Annotated in this window: 13 protein-coding genes; 2 read left to right on the top strand and 11 right to left on the bottom strand. The window is 57.4% G+C overall.

From position 1 onward, the window contains the following. Window positions 1–3: 3 nt before the first annotated feature. Window positions 4–2031, bottom strand: coding sequence for a methyl-accepting chemotaxis protein (locus tag LZP73_RS02840; protein WP_234233324.1), 2028 nt, complete (start codon window positions 2029–2031; stop codon window positions 4–6). Window positions 2032–2337: 306 nt separating this feature from the next. Between LZP73_RS02840 and LZP73_RS02835 the strand changes: the two genes are divergently transcribed. Then, on the top strand, window positions 2338–2988 hold the full coding sequence (locus LZP73_RS02835; protein WP_234232966.1) for a fumarylacetoacetate hydrolase family protein: 651 nt from the start codon (window positions 2338–2340) through the stop codon (window positions 2986–2988). Window positions 2989–3007: 19 nt separating this feature from the next. On the opposite strand, the gene LZP73_RS02830 is transcribed toward LZP73_RS02835, so the two are convergent. From LZP73_RS02830 to LZP73_RS02800, 7 genes are all read right to left on the bottom strand, one after another. Next, window positions 3008–3283, bottom strand: a complete 276-nt coding sequence (locus tag LZP73_RS02830) for a hypothetical protein (protein WP_234232965.1) — start codon at window positions 3281–3283, stop codon at window positions 3008–3010. A gap of 112 nt (window positions 3284–3395) precedes the next feature. Further along, window positions 3396–7901, bottom strand: coding sequence for an EAL domain-containing protein (locus LZP73_RS02825; RefSeq protein WP_234232964.1), 4506 nt, complete (start codon window positions 7899–7901; stop codon window positions 3396–3398). A gap of 46 nt (window positions 7902–7947) precedes the next feature. Further along, window positions 7948–8913: an ABC transporter substrate binding protein gene (locus LZP73_RS02820; protein ID WP_234232963.1), complete on the bottom strand. Its 966-nt coding sequence runs from the start codon at window positions 8911–8913 to the stop codon at window positions 7948–7950. Between the two features lie 124 nt (window positions 8914–9037). Then, a complete protein-coding gene (locus LZP73_RS02815; protein WP_326490327.1) occupies window positions 9038–11167 on the bottom strand; it encodes a TonB-dependent receptor plug domain-containing protein in 2130 nt (709 codons plus the stop codon). A 53-nt stretch (window positions 11168–11220) separates the two neighbouring features. Beyond that, window positions 11221–12075: a hypothetical protein gene (locus tag LZP73_RS02810; protein WP_234232962.1), complete on the bottom strand. Its 855-nt coding sequence runs from the start codon at window positions 12073–12075 to the stop codon at window positions 11221–11223. Next, the gene (locus LZP73_RS02805) at window positions 12072–12959 is read right to left on the bottom strand and encodes a hypothetical protein (RefSeq protein ID WP_234232961.1); all 888 of its coding nucleotides are present in this window, start codon (window positions 12957–12959) and stop codon (window positions 12072–12074) included. The genes LZP73_RS02810 and LZP73_RS02805 overlap by 4 nt, the downstream gene beginning before the upstream one ends. Next, window positions 12956–14851, bottom strand: a complete 1896-nt coding sequence (locus tag LZP73_RS02800) for a thiamine pyrophosphate-binding protein (protein ID WP_234232960.1) — start codon at window positions 14849–14851, stop codon at window positions 12956–12958. Before LZP73_RS02800 ends, LZP73_RS02805 begins: the two co-directional genes overlap by 4 nt. Window positions 14852–15438: 587 nt before the next feature. Here LZP73_RS02800 and LZP73_RS02795 point away from each other — a divergent pair. Further along, window positions 15439–16179 (top strand): hypothetical protein, encoded by a 741-nt coding sequence (locus LZP73_RS02795; protein WP_234232959.1) that lies wholly within the window; start codon window positions 15439–15441, stop codon window positions 16177–16179. 40 nt (window positions 16180–16219) lie between these two features. On the opposite strand, the gene LZP73_RS02790 is transcribed toward LZP73_RS02795, so the two are convergent. The 3 genes from LZP73_RS02790 to LZP73_RS02780 all read right to left on the bottom strand — a co-directional run bounded on the left by LZP73_RS02790 (window position 16220) and on the right by LZP73_RS02780 (window position 18516). Continuing rightward, a complete protein-coding gene (locus tag LZP73_RS02790) occupies window positions 16220–16714 on the bottom strand; it encodes a peptidylprolyl isomerase (protein WP_234232958.1) in 495 nt (164 codons plus the stop codon). 36 nt (window positions 16715–16750) lie between these two features. Continuing rightward, window positions 16751–18106, bottom strand: coding sequence for a DEAD/DEAH box helicase (locus tag LZP73_RS02785; RefSeq protein ID WP_234232957.1), 1356 nt, complete (start codon window positions 18104–18106; stop codon window positions 16751–16753). A 206-nt stretch (window positions 18107–18312) separates the two neighbouring features. After that, window positions 18313–18516, bottom strand: a complete 204-nt coding sequence (locus LZP73_RS02780) for a hypothetical protein (RefSeq protein WP_234232956.1) — start codon at window positions 18514–18516, stop codon at window positions 18313–18315. Between the last annotated feature and the right edge of the window lie 258 nt (window positions 18517–18774).

The raw sequence follows: 18774 nt of genomic DNA, 5'->3' as shown, positions 1-18774 counted from the left end.
GGCTCAGAGGGTGAAGCGCTGCACCGAGTCGCTGAGGGAATGCGCCAGTTGGGTCACCTCGTCGCTGCGTCTGGCCATGTCACCGGCTTCGGCGGCATTGGTGTTGGCGGCCATTGCGGCCTCCGTCATGCTCGACTCTATGTGTCTACTCTGCTCGAGTTGTTCGGCCGCCGCCTGGGTGATGCACAGGCTCATGTCTTCTATGCTGGCCAGTGCGGCCTCGATTTGCGCTAAGGCGCCATGCAGTGTCTGACTCTGGGACACACATTCATCGGCTTGGCCCTGTCCCTGGGAGATTGCCTTGACGGCCGCCGCCGTTTCTTGTTGCAGGGCGGCGATCATTGTGTGGATTTCGGCGGTGGACGCCTGAGTGCGGGAGGCGAGGGAGCGGACCTCATCGGCCACCACGGCGAAGCCCCTGCCATGCTCCCCGGCTCTGGCGGCTTCGATGGCGGCGTTCAGGGCCAGGAGATTGGTTTGTTCGGCAATGCCGCTGATGGTCACCAGAATACTGCCTATGTTGTCGCTGTGGCGGCTCAACCTGGACATGATCTCCACCGAGGCGCCGAGCCCCTGGGACAGTTGTTCTATCCGGCTGCGGTTGCTTGCCGCTATGTGCCTGACTTCCTGGCCGCGTTCCGAGGCCTTTTGGATCTGCAGCGCCGACTGGCTCGCCTGTTCGTTGACGGTGCCCGAGCTGACAAAAATGCGCTCGGCCAAGTGTTTGGCCTTGTCGACCCGGCCGATTTGAGCATTCGCCGAGGTGGCGATCCTTTGCCCCTGTTGCCCGGAACGCTCGGCCGAATCATCCAGTGACAGGGCATCGCGCCTGATGGCGGTGAGCAGTTGCGTCAGATCATCGCTCAGGGTGTTGATGCTGTCGATCAACAGGCCGAACTCATCTTTACTGCGCTGCGGCAGGCGCAGGGATAAATCGCCGCTGGCGATGCGGGCCAGGGCCTTGTTGACGGCGGCCAGTGGCCCCAGCATGGCCTTGGAGGTGAAGAAGGAAATAAAGCCGGCCATGAAGATGAACACCAGTGCCAGCACTACCGCCAATGTCTGCGCCGCCCCTATTTCTTCATTGGCGACCCCTTGCAGACGGGAGAAACGCTGGTCGGCCAGGGCCACCAAGGCATCCAGCTCGGCATAATTGGCGGCGAATGCCGCGTCCGCATCCCGATAGTTTTTCTGCGCCAGCAGCTGCTGGGTCAGTATCTGCTGCTGCGCCAGATACAGGTTGCCCGGCTCGGCCAGCTGTGCCATGACCTGGTTGAATCCGGCGGCGAAGTTGTCCAGCAATGCCTGGCTGTCCAGCGGTGCGGCTTGCTGTTTGAGGTAGTTGAAATTGGTGCTGATATTGCTCAGCAGGAAACCCACGTCCTGTTGGTGGGTGGCGAGCTCCTCCAGGCTGGCGCTGCGCGCCAGATCTTTGATGCTGTTGCCCAGGGTATAGAGCATGTCATCGATACGTGTGCCTGTGCCTATGACTTCTTCCAGCAATTGTGGCTCATTGGGCGCCGCAATGGTTTCCAGATCTATCATGGCGTTGCTGGCCCGGGTTCTGGCCTCCTCGAATTGCTCCAGCTCTCGTTGGTATTGGCCTAAGGCCTGTTCCCTGGCCAGTTTGGCCTGGTACATGGCCTGGCTCAGGCGGAAATAGGCTTGGTAATGGTTTGCCGCCCGGGTCAACCTGGCCTGCATCTCGGGTTGGTCCGACACCCGCTGCGCCAATTCACGGGTCGCCTGGTTGTAGACCAAGTTCAGGGTGTCGAATTGGCCCTGGCTTTGGGTGATAATGGCCGTGCCTGTCTGGGCGAAGGCCAAGGTTTCGAGTTTGGACATTTGCAGCAGTTTCAGCTGCAGGGCGTTGCTCTGCTTCTGCACCGGGACGGCCAGAGTTTCGATATTGGCGTTGGCGGTATGGATCCGGGTCAAGGACTGATAAAAGAAACTGCTGCCGGCAATTAACAAGGCGCCTATGGTGCCGAAACCCAGGGTGACTTTCTGTTTGATGGTTAACTGCAGCATGCTCATGATACGTCTCTTTATCGTAGCTATTCTGGGGTCTGGGAGGCAACTTGTTGCTCCAATGTTAAGGCTATTTGGCGTGCCTTGGCAATCAGGTGATTGTTTTCATTTGGGATCTTGCTATTAAGTTTAGCCCTGTGGCGCGGGTTTGCGTTTGAAAACCCGTATCAATGCGAACTAAAATAGCGCGTTGAAGCAGCCAGGGCGTTTCAATATTTTTTTAGGCCGATCAAGCCAATGTGCCGCTTGGCGCGGGCGTGACAGCCGTCTTCGAGCGTCTCGGGAGCAGGGCTTATTAAGGAGAGTATGATGCAGCAAACTAACCCATTGGCCGGCATGGACACTGGCCTCAAGAGTGTCACCCTGGGCGAGCGGCAACTGGTGCCGTCAAAAATTGTCTGTGTTGGCCGCAATTACGTCGAGCATATACATGAGCTGGGCAACGAAGTGCCGGAGCAGATGGTGATCTTCACCAAGCCCAATTCGGCGATAACTCAGCAGCTTTCGGCCTTCAGTGGCGAGGCGCTGCACTATGAGACTGAGCTATGCCTGCTGTACTGGCAGGGGCGTTTTATCGCCGCTGCCGTGGGCCTGGATCTCACCAAACGCGAGCTGCAGGGGCGGCTCAAGGCCAAGGGCTTACCCTGGGAGCGGGCCAAGGCCTTCGATGGCTCGGCGCTCTTCAGTCCCTTCGTCAGCCTGGAGCCCCATGGGGCGCTGAATTTCAGTCTGCACCTGGATGAGCAGTTGCTGCAGTTGGGCAACCTCGAACTCATGATACATAAGCCGGATGAGATCTTGGCCGAGATCCAAAGCTTCATGAGTCTGAACGACGGCGATATAGTGATGACGGGCACCCCCAAGGGGGTCGGGATCGTACAGGCTGGGAGTCGTTTCAGGGTCACACTCAGTGATGGCGACAGGGTCTTACTCGAGTGGCAATGGCAGGCGGTATGAGACAGATGGCATCCAGCCGTCAGCCGTAGGCTTCCATGTCCAGCTCTATGTCGGTGCAGCCTTTCTTGCAGAAAATGCCCGGCTTTTGCCCCGGCTTCAGCTGTTCCGGCAGCAGCACCCTCAAGGGCTGGTGACAGCCGGTGCAGCTGACGTTTTGCCCCTTCAATACCCGCTTGATCAGCTGTTTTTGCGCGTTAAAGGAATTGGCCGTCAGCTTGCCTATCTCGGCGAAACGCTTGCTGTTGCTGGCATCTTGGGCTGCTGTCTTGTCTGTCTCTGGTTCGGCTATGGTCATTGGCTGCATTAAGCTTGGTGTGACTTGCCGGGGATTATAGCCTTGACGCCGGCAGATGCCAAAAGGCTTTCAGCCTTGGGCGGCAATCCCTATGACACTCAAGGCATGGGAGTCACTTAGGCAACTTGTGGGGTTTGTAGGCCTGCAACCAGGTTTCAAATTCGTCCCTGGCCAGGGGGCGACTGATTAGGTACCCCTGAATAGAGTCACACTTTTCCCTCAGCAGGAAGTCTCTCTGTTCCTGGGTCTCGACCCCTTCGGCTATGACCTGCATACTCAGCTTATGCGCCAGGGCGATAATCCCGGAGGCGACGGTTTCACTGTCCTTGTCATTGGGTATGTTGTGAATGAAAGATCTGTCTATTTTCAGGGTGTCCACCGGGAACTTGATCAAATAGCTGAGGGAAGAGTAGCCAGTGCCGAAGTCATCTATGGCCAGGGAAACCCCGAGTTCTTTCAGGCCGTTGAGCAATGAGAGGCAGGTCTCGGATTCCTCTGCCATCACGCTCTCTGTGATCTCAAGTTGCAGGTATTTGGCATCCAGCTTATGTGTATTCAGGCAGCTTGTTACTTTCTGCAGCAGGTAGCTATGCTTCATCTGTTGCCCCGAGATGTTGACCGCGATGAAGTGCAGATCTAAGCCTGCCTCCAGCCAGAGCTTGAATTGGCGGCAACTCTGGTCCAGCACCCACTCCCCCAGGGGCAGTATGAGCCCTGACTCTTCCGCCAGCGAGATAAACTCGTCCGGTGGCATGAATCCCCGTTCCGGATGTTCCCACCTGACCAAGGCTTCCGCGCCCAGCAGTTTGCCGGTGCGCAGTTCTATCTGGGGTTGGAAATGCAGCACCAGCTCGTCGTGTTCCAGGGCATGGCGCAAGTCGCGTTCAAGCTCTATCCTGCGTATGAGTTCGGCTTCCATACCATACTCATAGAATTGGATCTTATTGCCGCCGCCGGCCTTGGCACTGTACATGGCGGTATCTGCGTGTTTCATCAGGGTGTGGTAATCCTCGCCGTCGGCGGGATAAACCGAGATCCCGACACTCACAGGGGCCCTGACTATCTTGCCCATGAAGGTGAAAGGTTCGGCCAACAGGGCACAAATTTTTTGCCCTATCTTGCTGGCGACTGTCGTCGACTGTATGTCCTCCAGCAGCACGGTAAATTCATCGCCCCCCAGCCTGGAAACCAGATCGCCGCTCCTGACACAATGATTGATACGTTTGGCAACGGCTTTGAGCAACATATCGCCGACATCATGGCCCTGGGTGTCGTTGATGAATTTGAACTTATCCAGATCTATGAACATCAGTGCCAGTTGCTCCTTGGCCGATTCAGCCTGGGCTATGGCTTCTTCGATTCTTTCCAGGAATTGGGTGCGGTTGGCCAAACCTGTCAGTTGGTCATGGTAGGCCAATTGATGTATGTGGCGCTCCGCCAGGGTGGTGCGTATGAGCTGGGCGACCCGCTTCCTCAGCACATGCAGGTTGACCGGCTTGGCAATGAAATCCGTGGCCCCATACTCGAATGCCTGTTCTATGACCTCATCCTTGTCCGAGGCGGTCAGCATGAGGATCGGCGGTTTAAACTCCATGGGCAGCTGCAGTATTTTCCGCATGGCGTCGAAGCCATTCATCTCCTTCATCATGGCATCCATCAGGATCAGGTCCGGCATCCTCTGCTCGCATACACTGAGGGCTATGGCGCCATTCTGGGCTTCGGCTATGTAATAGCTATCCTGTTCCAGGCAGCCTTTGAGGCTGAGTCTGGTGCTGCGATCGTCATCGACTATGAGCACATAGGGCTGGGATGACAGTGACAGCAATTCCTGGCTGGCCGTCCCCCCTTGGGATGCTGGCTGCAAGGGCGTGTCGATTTCGGCACTCAGCAGCTGTGCGACCCTGTTAAACGCCAGGTTGAGGCGCTGCAGCAACTCTTGCTGCAGCGCCTCGGTCGCCGTTTTTGCCGTGGCAGTGGCCTCCAGTCGCTTGGCATCATGGGCCAGGCCGCTGGCACCCAAGGTTGCCGAGCTGCCCTTGAGCAGGTGGCTATAGTCCTTGATCTTCTGCTTGTCCTGCTGCGCTATGGCCTGTGCCAGTTGGCCCAAAGTGCCCGGGGTATCCTCCAGGTAGGCCATCACCAGGGAGGGGAAGGTCTTGCCGGTTTCTTCCCTGAGTTGAGACAGCACGGCCTTGTCTATTGCCCCCGGGGCGTGGGTCATGCTGACTTCGGCTTCCCTGTGCCTGTTATCCGTTGTCGCCGGCGACCCCAGCCAAAGCTGCAACTTGACAGTTAATGCCGCCAGAGTGAGCGGCTTGGCCAGATAATCGTCCATGCCGACGTCGAAACACTTGTCTCTGTCGCTGCTCTTCACATCCGCCGTCATGGCGATTATGGGGGTGTGTCTGTCCGTGCCTTCCCGTTTTCTGATGTTCCGGGTCGCCTCATAGCCGTCCATGACGGGCATATGGCAATCCATGAAAATCAGCGACACCTCCTGCTCGCTCAAGAGTTGCAGCGCCTCCCTGCCATTGGCGGCGATAATGGCTCTGTAGCCGAGTTTTTCCAACATGGCACTGGCGACATACTGATTGGCCCTGTTGTCTTCTACCACCAGGATCTGGGCCTGCTGAAGCCTTTCGTCGCCCGGGCTCGCCCCGTGACTGGTTTTCAAGGGGCGACCCAGCGCCTTGGTCTCCGGCTGGATTGACTCTGAGGTCAGGCTCGAGTTGAGCAGGGCTCGCAGTTGCGGATAGCCGAGGGAGAGGGGCAGGAAATACAGGCGTGATGCCCTGGACGGTCTGGGTTGGTGCCAGTTGTGACTAAGCACCAAGGTTTGCGGCAAGATGGTCGGGAATTCTGCTTCGAGCGAGTGATAAAAATGCGCACCAACAGGCATCTCGGCCGACTCGCTGATCAGCACCAAGGGATAGGGAGGGGGCTTGGCGGCACTGTCACGCATCATTTGCAGGGCTTGCTCTGCACTGTAGGCGGTATCTACGTCATAACCCGACTGAGTCAAGCGCTCAGGCAGCCGATTCAGGCTGGTGTTGCCCTGTAGCAGCAGCAAAGGAGGCAAGGGTGCCGGCGGCATTGGCATCATGTCGTCTGCCTGAGCCTCTGTGTTTAGGCTCAGGGTGAACCAGAAATGACTGCCGGCACCCACTGTGCTTTGCACCCCAAGTTCGCCGCCCATCAGGCTCACCAGTTGACGGGAGATTGCCAACCCCAATCCCGTGCCGCCATAGAGACGGGTTGTGGAGCCGTCTGCCTGGGTAAATGCTTGAAAGATAATGCGTTGAGCCGATTCTTCTATGCCTATACCCGTATCTGCTACTTCAAGTTTGAGTCTGACTTCCTTGTCCAGGCGCTCGAGCAGGCTGGCGGTGACCGAAATGCCGCCGGACTGGGTGAATTTGAGGGCATTTCCCAGCAGATTGATCAGCACCTGTCGCAGGCGGCCGGCGTCACCACTGAGCCTGGTGGGCAGTTGGGGATCCAGGAAGGCGCCGAGCAACAGGTGCTTCGCGCTGGCCTGGACATTGAGCAGTTCAACCACATCGGCGATCAGTTCGGCTAAGTCGAACGCCTCGAAGCTGAGGTGCACCTTGGCCGACTCCAGCTTGCTGAAGTCCAGAATGTCATCTATGAGCCTGAGCAGCTGTACGCCTGAGGTGTTGGCAATTTTCAGATAATGCCTGGCCTTTTCCGTCAGGCCTTGTTCATCTATCAGCTCCATCATGCCCAGAATGCTGTTCATAGGGGTACGCAGCTCATGGCTGATACTGGCAACAAACTGTCCCTTCAGCAGCGCCGAACTCAGGGCACTGTCCCTGGCGCGCTCCAGTTCCTGCTGCCTGGCTTCCAGCTCATTCATCATGGTGTTGAATGCCTGTTCCATGTGCAATATGTCGCTCGGGCCCTGCAGCTGCGCCCGCACCCCATAGTCACCCGTCTCGGCTTCCCGCATGCGTTTGGCGAGGATCTTGATGGGACGAATGACCCTGTTGGTGATTAGCAGCAGGAATAGCAAGAGCAGGCCGGCCAGCAGACCGGCGGTGAGCATATTGGTTTGCAATATGTCCTGGCTCATGGCGAGCAGGTTTTTTTTGCTTTTAATCACATGGGCATAACCTATGATCTCCCTGCTGGGTTCTTCCACAGTGAAGGGCGATGTGTCGGCGCTCATGTCGGAACTCGAATAGACAGGGGTGGAGAAGTCCCATTCCTGCGCCGTTTCCCTCATGACTATGGTATTTTCGGCCGTTGGAAAGAGTCCCTTGCCCGGGAGTGGCGGACGGCCGGTCAGCAACAGGGGCTTATGGCTTTTGTCGTAGAGCGCAATGCCGACAATGTCGGGAAAACTCAGGGTGATCTTGGCGGCATCTTCCGCCGATTCGACGCTGTGATAGAGGAGGGCCAGGGTGCTTTGGTGGGCAAAATTCAGGGTGAGCTTATGTCCCTGCTGCACATATTGAGCTTCGATTGTGTTATGGGAGGTTTTTGAAATGACGAAAGATGAGATGGCCGCAAGTAAGATGATACCCAAGGTAAAGGTTGAAATCAGTTGTTGCCTGAAACTGAGCTTGGTCAGAAAAAAAGTTAAAGCTCTTTCCATGATCGCCATTATATATCCTTTTATTAACCCATCAGCTTCCAAAATGCTATTGCATAGGGTAAATCAGCTCGAAATCTTGCTGCTCAGATTTATTAAAATATAGGCCAAGATGTTTGGCTGTGCGCAGATTTATTGCCGTCAATAAATCTGCCAGCAAGACAATTTTTTCTTCATGCTCCGGGTGTTGTAATTTTGCCATCAACATGCGTGCCAGGCTGCTCCCCAAGGCCCTGTTATCCGGATACATGGAAAATAGGGCTCCGCGCTTCACATCCGGGAGTCTATTGGAAAAAATGTAGAGTTTTCTTTGCCAGGCCACCTCGAGGATATCGCGCATGACCGCCTGATCCATTATGCTATTGTCCGACATCAGCCATAGGGCTTCCGAGTCACTGTTCAATTCGGTCAAGAGTTTACGGTAGTTATGGGCCGATTCGATCAAATCGTCAACGGGATGAGGGATCAGGGTGAGTCCCGTTTGCCTGGCGGCATCCAGCGCGGCACCAACCAGCCATGCCTGCTTTTTTTTCTGATAAATAACATGGACTTTAGATACGTCAGGGGCTATTCGTGCCATCTGGCTCAATAGGAGCATGGGGGCTGGGGTCATGGATATCCCGGAAAATTCCTTTGGTTCTGTGGCAATATTGACGGCCCCCACCACCAGGGGGAGTTCATCTTTCAGTTGTCGGGCAAATTTGAGTCCATTGCTTCCCAAGGTAATCAAGGATGAAATATTATTTTCGGCTATCCAGAATCTGATTTCGGCTATGTTGGTATCATTCTCGAATTTGAATGTTTTAATCTCACCTTTGAAATTTTCTTCTATTCCCTCAGTTATATTGACGAATATCTGGTTATAAGGCTCCTTGATTCTTGGGTATAATACCGCGGCCGTGCCGGCATCGGCCGCCAATACCGGCACTGTGCCTATTAAACCCGATACAAGGATTAATACCAGGCTCAATCTGCAGCCTTGCTTAATCCTGAGTGCCCTATTAACTAAAGTCATTATTCATCCGTTGACCCGGTATCCATGCCTGTTGGTATGCCCTGACTTGCCGCTGGATATCGAATGATATCCGTCTCCAGGGAGGATAGTGTTGCCTCCCTCGAGTCGTTCATTTTCATCATGGCTAGAATTTGAAATAAATTTGGGCGTAAATATTCCTGCCTTCCAGTGGCAGATCGTCCGGAATGGCCGCGACCGGATTCGACCAATCGCTTGGTTCCCGCGCATCCGTATCCGTCAGGTTGCGCAACATTATGCTGCCTCCCCAGGCATTGTTGTCGCTCTGGTAGTTCAGTGTCAGATCCAGGGTCGCATAGTCAGCTATGCTGTCTCTGGTATCCAGGGCTTCCCGCGTCCTCGACATCACCCAGTTGAGTTGGCCATGAAGTTGCACCCTGTCGTTCAGAATCCAGTTTGCCGCCAGGTAGGCCTGGCTGCCGGGTACCTGGCTGGTGCGGCGGTCGGTTGCCTCATCGACCGAGTCCTGCCAGGCGTAATTGGCTTTGACCTGCCACAGGTCGTTGATACGCCAGTCCAGATCCAGTTCCAAGCCTTTGCCTGTCTGGCTGCCTGCGTTATTCGCCGTCTTGGTATTGCCGCTGGCATCGGCGGTAAACTTGATGATATCGCGCCAGTCGTAGTGGAACAGGTTCAGGCTGAATCTGAGCCTTTCCGTGGCTCTATAGTCGAACGCCAGCTCGTAGCTGGAGAGGGTCTCGGGATCCAGATCCGGGTTGCCCAATACCACAGGATTGTTGATCGCCCGGGTTTCGGCGAAGGCAGGGGCCCTGAAGGCCTTGCCGTACAATAGCTTGGTCGTCAGTTTGCGGCTGCTCGACCATACCAGTGCCACGCGCGGATTGGTGGTATCGCCGAAGTCTGAGTAATCATCGTGGCGCAGCCCGGCGGTTAACTCCCAGTCATCGGCCAGATGCCATATATCCTGCAGATAGATATAGGTATTTTCCCTGTTGCCCTCTTGCAGATAGACATAGGGGGTATCGCTCACGTCGACCACAGGGCTGCCGGGGGGGAGTTGCTCTCCCGTGATGGGATCCGGCCCGAAGTTTTTCGTCTCTCTTACCTTATACAAGTCGCTGAATACATAGCCTATGCCACCGCGGATATGGTGTTTTTCCAGTCTGGTATATAAGGCGGTGATGTTGGCCCTGGTGTGACGCTCAAAGGATTCGGGATTGCCTATCAGGCCTTCGGGATAGACGCCACCCAAGCCTATGAGGGTGAGATCGCTGCCGACGGGGAAGATGTGCATGTCATTCTCGGCTTCGTTACTGGTATCGAAATAGCTGATCTGGGCCTGCAGATCCCAGAAGTCCGAGATGTTGGCGTTATGGTAGGTGAGATCTGCGTTGAACCTGTCGCTCTTCCAGCGATTGCCGGGATCCAATGCCTCCGCCACCCCGGCGCCATTGCCCCAATTTCTGCGTCGCTGTAACCCGCTCCTTAATTGCCAGTTATCTTTGACTATGTCCAGGCGTATGTCGAGGTTCTCCCTGGACAGGCTTACTGGGCCGGGGGCATTCGAGGCCGAGGTGCCGGCCAGCGCGTCCAGCCCCGACTGCAGATCTGAGCCTATGAACTCGTGTTGACCATCGGTTTGATGGAACTCGACTATCATGCCCAGGGTAAAATCGTGCCACTCGCCCCCCAGCTTGCCCCAGGCATCCTGGGTATCATAGCTGCCGGCGCGGACCCCGAATTCATTTTGTGTGATGGCACTGCCGGAGAGGGTGATGATGTTGATGACCCCGGCGAAGGCGTCGGCGCCATAGAGCGCCGAGCCTGGGCCACGGATCACTTCGATCCTTTCTATGGCATTGACCGGCATGCCGCCCCAGATAAGGCCGCGATCGCCATTGTATAAGCTGCTGATGGGGATGCCATTAATCAACAGCAGTACCTGGGGATTATAGTTGGAACGTATGCCGCGAAAGGTATAGATGGGGTTATAGCCCAGGGCGCTGCGGGTCACATGCAGCCCTGGAACTGTTTCCAGCACCTGGTCCAGCTCGGTAGCCCCCATTTGCCTTATGTCATCGGCGTTGATCACTGTGGCGACGGCCGGGGCCTTGGTGATGGATTGCAGGCTGCCGGTGGCTATGCTGATCATCTCGGTATCGCCGTAGAGCGCCAGTAACTCGTCCTCGTCGCTGGTATTGGCCTGTAGCTGAGGCGAAACCATGCCGAGCAGCATCAGCCCCAGACCGAGTGTTTTTCCCCTTGAGTGAGTCATATAGTCCCTTATCCCCAATGCCCTGAATGCAGGCATTTGTACCATGGTCGTTATTATTCGTTCTGTACCTGCCAGCGGCGTTCCGCCGGGCCCGTGTAGCTTATCCTGCTGCAGCGCAGCGGAAAGAAGGCCCCGGGTGGGTGCTTGGCGGCATCGACGGCACAATGCAGGATGCCGGCGCTGAAGCATAGCACCCCATACTGGTAGTGTTGCCTGGGGCTGAGTCCCTGATCTGCACTGAAGCCGGCCATGAGCCCGACCACATTCATCTGCATCGACTTGCCCATGTCTGCCAGTGTGGCTTCTATCTCGAATGCCAGTTTGAGCATGGGGCCCTGATCCAGGCCCAGCTCCCTTGCCAGCTTCATCAGGGGGGCGATGCGCTCATCGCGGGCGGCTATGGGGCGGCCATAGCCGGGCAAGCGGGCGACACAGCGACTCTTGCCGCTGGCGGGCCTGGGCGAGCCCTGGGGGCGGGGGGACAATTTATCCTGCAAGATATCGCTCAGGCACTCCTGGTTTTGCAGCCTGGCCTTTATGGCCAACAGGGATTCCATGGCGCCCATCAAGGGCTGGTAGCCGTAGATGACGGCCTCAGAGACGGCGACACCGGCGCCGACCCCCAAAGTGGTGGTGCTGCGCGCCGTGCCGGCCAGGGCGCCTATGCGGTTATTCCAGAGTCTGGGATCGGGAAAGCTGGCGGCCAGGGCCCAGATGCCGTCGAACAGGCGTATTTGCGCTTTCGTTGGGATCTTGCCCGTGATGCCGTACAGCAGGAGTCCCATCCAGGGCAGGTCCGGCAACTCCTCGAACAGATCCTGGCCGCGAAACACCACGCGTTCTCCCGGAAACCAGGCGCCTAAATCCGTTTTCCAGCATTCCTCCCATGGGAGCCAGGGGTTGCTCATGATTCTGTCTCCTTGCTCTGTGCCTGTGGGTCCATGTCGAGTTTGATGCCATGGGGGTGAAACGGATAATCCCGCCAGCCGAGCCTATGCTGCTCTATGCTGTGGGCCGCGGCGCCGGGAAGACGCAGCAAGAGGTAGAGGATTTCTGCCTCTTGGGAGTCGAAGCCCAGATCGCAGAAGGCGGCGGCAACCACGCCCGTCATGGCCAGCGGCAGCCCGGCGGCGCGCTCCAGCGTTTCCCTGTGGCCATGCAGCCAGGCGAGGTGGGTGTCCATGCCCAGCGAGGCCGCCACCTTCGCCAGATGCGCGAGTGTGCTCAGCACGGGTTGGGCGCAGGCGCCTGCGTGGGGTGCGAAGCCGGGGGCTTGTTCCATCTCGGGCCAGACATCGAAGTCATGACCATTATGTTGCTGCTGATAACTCAGGTAGTGTTTTTCTTTCAGGCCGGGTTCCCAGAGGGAAAGCTCTTTCTGACATGCCTGCCACAGCAGCATGGCATCATAGATCTCCCGTCCACCGTTGCGCCGTCCGGCGCCGACGGCTAACGCCGCCATCAGGCAGGAGGCCAGGGTCGAGCCGCCGGCGGCGGCCGACATGGCGGCCTGTATGCTGTGATCCCTGGGCCCGGGGTTGGCTATGGCCACGGCCAGGTCATTGAGCAGCCGGGTTTCCGCCGGCGTCGCTTGGCGCCGGCGAAATAAGAGGAAGAGGTATTCTATCCAGCCGGCCTTGCCCAGCAGATCTTCGAAGACATCGAAACCTGCGCATAGACAGCGCTGGGCCAGGAAAGGATTCTGCTCGTCCGCCGTCTCATGCCAGATGGCGGTGGTGATGGGCTCGAAAGCGGCATCCTGTGCCGCTTCGGCCGGGGTTGGCTCGCTCATTTCAGCTCCTTGGGTTGGTCGGAGGTTTCCCTGTCATCCCCTTGGTCTGCAGGCTTGTCGACCTGGGACAGTTGTTTGATGCGCGCGCCTATGGGGGCGACTTCATCTACGTCTATGTAGACATCGAGCAGGGTTGGGCCCTTGCGCCGGCAAATCTGCTCTATGGGGAGTCTATGCAGCGCTTCCGAGGTTTCGATTCGATAACTGGCGGCGCCCATGGCTGTCGCCATGGCGGCAAAGTCGACCTGGGGCAAGGCCGTGCCTATGGCTTCGGCGTGGCTGAGTTTTTGACCCTGTTTGACCATGCCCAGTGCCGAGTCGTTGAGCACCACGAAGATGACCGGCAGACCATGCTGCACCGCCACAGTGAGCTCCTGACCGCTCATCAGCATGCTGCCATCGCCTGTGATACAGACCACGGGCTGAGCCGGCGCGGCCAGTGCGACACCGACGGCGCAGCCTATGGCCCAACCCATGGAGGCAAACTCCAGGCAGGCCCTGAACAGGCCGCCTCTGGCATCCCTGTTGCCGACCATGCGGCGATCATAAGGGTGCAGGTAGTGGATTGCCCAGGCGAAGCTGGCGCCCGTGTCGGCCAGGTAGCGGGTGTGAGGGGGAAACAATTCGGCCAGGTCGTGCATCAGGCGCTGGGGTTTTATCGGCTTGCTGGTATCCATGAATGCCGCTTCATTGTCCAGCATGAAATGCCGCTCGCGGGTGCTGGGCTCAGGGTGCGGCAGGTGCGGCACCCCGTGGCTCTGGGTTAACTTCTTGTACAGCTGCTCGAAGATGGTCAGTATGCGGCCACGAATGTGCAGCTTGGCCATGGGGGTATAGGTAAAGTTGGCTTCCTGCTCGTCGATATGAATGAGCCTGGGGTTGAGCAGCAGCTCGCTGTCCCAGCCGTTGCTGGCCCATTCGCTCAGTGCCGTGCCGATACAGACGATGTTTTCCAGCTGCGCGTTTCTCAGGCTGTTGACGGCATTCTGGTGGCCGGCAAAACCGACCACACCGCGAAACTGCGGATGATAGGGACTGATCAGCCCCTTGCCGTGGGGGGTGGTCAGCAGTATGGCATCGAGCATGTGTGCCGTGGTCAGTATGGCGCCTATGGCCTCGCTGGCGCCTTCGCCAATCACGAAGACGGTATTCTTTCCCGGTTGCAGCTCCTTGAACAGCGCGTCGAGATCTTCGCGGTCGAGCAAGGATTTCTTATGGAGTAAGCGCTTGATATCGAAGATTTCATTGCGCATGGGGGCCGGGCTGCGAAAGACATCCAGGGGGATGCTCAGGTGCACCGGCCCGGGGGGCGAGGCGAAGGCTTTCATCAGCGCGGCCGCCAGTTTGCGCTCGAACTGTTCTGGATGGGAGATCAGAGTGTTGTAGCGGGTACAGTATTCGAACATGGCAACCGTGTTTATGCCGGTGCAGGAGGACTCCTGAAAGGCCCCCTTGCCGAAGGAGGACAGGGGGGTCTGCGCCGTGATGATCAACAGGGGGATCTGATTGGCGTAGGCGGAGGCGACCCCGGTGATCAGGTTGGTGGTCCCAGGGCCTGTGGTGGCACAGCAGACCCCGAGTTTCCCCGTCCTGCTGGCATAGCCGTCGGCCATGAAGACGGCCCCGGTTTCGTGGCGGGCTATGATGGCCCTGGGGCCCGCCTGACGCTCACTGCGGGCGAGGGCATTGTACATGGGCTCTATGGCGCCGCCGGGAATGCCGAAGACAAAGTCTATCTGCAACAGCGACAGGTAATGCAGCAAGAGATCGGCCAGATCCAGCTGAGGCGTCAGTTCATCGATTCGGCTGACGGGCACTTGGGCTTGTGTCCTGGATTGGTTGTCCATGTCGAGCATGGACGAGGAATGGAGATCCTCCGAGCTTTTCGCCATAACAAGTGTCCTTTTGTCTGAGAAGGCGTACTGAAAAGAGTCAGTCTTACCTAATAGACTAGTCAACATTTGTTAAAGCGAGAGGATTTTATTGAAAAATTTACTTATCCCCCTGGTTCGCCTTAGGTCTTGTTTATGCTGAATTTACCTTACGTCCAAGCGACACTTGAGCCGGCGCCGGCTCTGGGCGCAGCTCAATCCCGTGCCGCCCGGGGGCGGGTCCAATGGGCGCTGCGGGAATAGCGCACTTTGGCCTTTGTTCCTGCCATGGCCGCAGAGGAGACCCGGGTTCTGGCGCCGCTCAGGCTGAGGCGGCCATTGGCGATTTTTTATTGCCTGTGTTAAAAGCCGCCCTAGATAAGCCATGCTCCATGAGCCAGAAGTCATGAGCCGGGAGCAAGGAGCGAGGAGCCAGGTACGGGGAAGCCGGCAGCCGCTCAATGCCGCTAAAGCTGACGCAGGGCTGACAGAGTCGCTGAAACCTGGCTTGGGGCAAGAAAACCGCTTCAAGAGCCGGGCCGATTTGGCTAGTCTTGTGTTTTGGACAGGTTGAGGCTGGCGTCATGGACTGGCTTGGAGGAGTGGGGATGAATAACATGGTGAAATATGGGGTTGGCCTAGTGCTGCTGACCGTCTTGTTGCTGCTCGGGGTATTGGCGGCGGGTATCTATCGCTTCAATTTCACCCATGACGATCTCTATCTTGAGCTTGAGGATGGCCGGGTGGTGCCCTTGGATGACGCCGGCTCGGAGGCAAACCCAGGGAGTCAGGCGCAGCTCATCAGGCAAGGCCCGGACCCTGTGATGCTGAAGCTCTTCAGCCTGCAGACCCCAAAGGCGTTCAGCATTCGCTTGCCCGACAGCGGCTTATCTGTGCCCTTGAGCCACTTAGAGCACAGAGGCGGGGCCGACTATGCGACAGCGGATTACCGCGATGCCGAGGCGAGAGGCAGTGTGCTGCTGGATTACCTTAAGATTACGCCGCTTAACTTAGCGCCGGTCCCCACACAGGCTGAGGGCCAGGCAGAGGGCCAAGGCATGGCCTTTGTCGCGCCCTTTGTCGTGACCGGCCAAGGCTCGGGCAGCTTCTGGTATCTGGGGATGTTTCACCTCAATACCCGGGAGGCGACTGTGGCACATCTGGGCAGTGTCTTTATCGGCGATCGTATCTTGCTCGACAGTATCGAGCCGGCGGTGCCTTTCATTGCGCCCTATCGGCTGTCGGTGCATTACCGCGACCGGGGACCACAAGAGGCCATGGCCGATACCCCAAGCGTCGCGAAAACCCTGACGCTGGCCGTGTCTGAACATGGGATAACCGCCGAGTAGCCGCCATGGCTCTGCCTGTGCCCCGGCGGCACCTGAGCCATCAGAGGTTGATGGTCACTTTCTCTATGACTATGGGATCCATAGGGACGTCTTCATGGCCTGCTATTGTGCCTGTCTTCACGTTTGCGATCTGCTGGACTATCTCCATGCCCGTCGTCACTTTCCCGAACACGGCATAGCCCCAGCCGGCGTTGGTGGTGGCGCTGTGATCCAGGAAGTCGTTATCGGCAACATTGATGAAGAACTGCGCCGTGGCCGAGTGGGGGGCATCGGTGCGCGCCATGGCGAGGCTGCCCAGGGTGTTTTTCAGGCCCTTGTTGGCTTCGTTGACTATCGGCTCATGGGTCGGTTTCTCTCTCATCTTGGCGCTGAGCCCGCCGCCCTGGATCATGAACCCGGGGATCACGCGATGAAAAATAGTGCCTTCATAGAAGCCTTCCCGGCAGTAGCGCAGGAAGTTTTTCGCGCTGACCGGCGCCCGCTCCATGTCGAGTTCTATGCCGATATCGCCTAAGTTGGTGGTGAAAATAATCATGATGTTTGCTTCTTCGTTGGTGACCAAGGCGACTGGCTATTGCTTGCTTCTCGGGCCGCTGGTCCAGGGATTGAAAGGTACTTTTTCGGCACTGCCGGCGACGCGCTTGTCGGTTCCTTTTTCGGGACTGACATGGCCAGGCTCGCGCCTCAAGGGCCGGCCGGCCTTTGGCCCGGCGGCTTTGGTCTGGGGCGTTAGCGCTCTCTTGGGGGCAGGTTTATTTTTGGGCACAAAGTTCAAAATGGACACAGGCACGGCTTTCTTGGGGGCGAAACCCTCTATTTCCCTGCGGCTGATAAGCTGGCCCAAGCGGCTCTCTATGGCGCAGAGGTTCCTGAAGTCATCCTTGGAGACGAAGGAGACGGCTTCGCCGCTGGCGCCGGCACGGCCGGTGCGGCCTATGCGGTGAATATAGTCATCGGCTTCGTCCGGCAGATCATAATTGACCACTCTGGTGAGGGCGTCTATGTCTATGCCGCGGGCCGCAACGCCGGTCGCCACCATGAAGGCGAGCGCCCCCGACTTGAAGTCGACCAGCAATTGTTCGCGTACCGCCTGGCTCCTGCCGCTGTGAATGGCCTCGGCCTTGATGCCGCGTTTCTCCAGCTGGCTCACCAACTTGGCCGCCCCCTGTTTCGTCTGAATGAAGATCAGCGCCTGCTGCCAGCCATGCTCGTTAATCAGGTGGCTGAGCAGCGCCGATTTCTTATCCTTGTCGACAGTGGTCAGCCACTGATCTATCTGCGGCGTGGTCGCGCTGTCCGGCGCTATGCTGATTTCTACCGGGTGTGCCACGGCCGTCTTGGCCAGGAAGCGTACCTGCTTCGACAGGGTGGCCGAGAACAAGAGGTTCTGCCTGTCTTTGGGCAGGCGCTCGATGATCTTGTTGATGTCTTCGATGAAGCCCATGTCGAGCATGCGATCTGCCTCGTCGAGCACCAGCAGGCTCAGCTCATCGAAATGCAGCGCTCTTTGGGTATACATGTCCAGCAGCCTGCCGGGGGTGGCCACCAGAATGTCGACCCCCTGGATCAGGCGCTGCTTCTGCGGCCCTGAGTCGACGCCGCCATACATGGCCATAGAGGTCAGCGGCAGGTGCTTGCCGTAGAGGGCGATGTTCTCCTCGACCTGGAGTGCCAGTTCCCGGGTCGGGACCAAGATCAGGGCGCGAATGCGTTTGGCCCGGATCTTGGGGGCGTCTTTGAACCTCTCCAATATGGGCAACACGAAGCTTGCCGTCTTGCCCGTGCCCGTCTGCGCCGCCGCTAACAGGTTCTTGCCCTTCAGAATGACGGGAATGGCCTGGGCCTGAATTGGCGTGGGACTGGTGTAACCCAGTTCTGTGACGGCGCTGACGATAGGAGCGCTTAATCCAAGTTTGGAGAATGGCATTAGTGGTCTCTGGTACTCTGGTTTCGATACGGGTGTCAATACGGCTTTAGGTATTGAGTGTGGGTATGGCTTCAAGGAAGGCTGTCGACGCCGACAGCAGAGCGCACATTATAACAGTAAGTCGCTCTGGTCAGATAGCCGCTCTGAACAGATAGTCGCTCCTGGCCGCCATAGACAGGCGTCCACCCCTGGCGACGGGAGCCAGGTTACACCCGAACAAAGTAGGGCAGGGCCGTCAACACGACTCCTATCCCGACCAACAAGAGGGTGCCGGTCACGAAATAGGGATAAAGCATCAGGCCCAGGCCGCAGACCAGGGGAATGAGGCGTTGCTGCTTACGTCCGTAGAGGAAGAAGCCAAAACCTATGGCACTGAATAATATTCCCCACAGCAGGTCGGCGGTATTCACGATCCAAACTCCTCAGGCTATCGTTTAGGGATAAAGAGATAACTGCTGTCATCCAATGGCTTACTTGTTGGTGCTGGTACTGCTGTGGTGCGGGCGCTGGCGCTATTTACTGTCACCCAAAACCCAAGTTCCAACAAGCTGCATTGCTTCCCATGTCAGACGGTATATTACCTCTTTAATGCGAAGAATAATGCCTGGATTTCCTGTATGGTGAAAAAAGCATTTATTCTCAGGTGCTTATTGTTGCAAGGCGTCCGT

This window comes from Shewanella sp. AS16, from assembly GCF_021412365.1.
Lineage (GTDB): Bacteria > Pseudomonadota > Gammaproteobacteria > Enterobacterales > Shewanellaceae > Shewanella > Shewanella salipaludis.
Note: the sequence above shows the minus strand (reverse complement) of the source record. Positions and strands in the feature narration are given on the sequence as shown.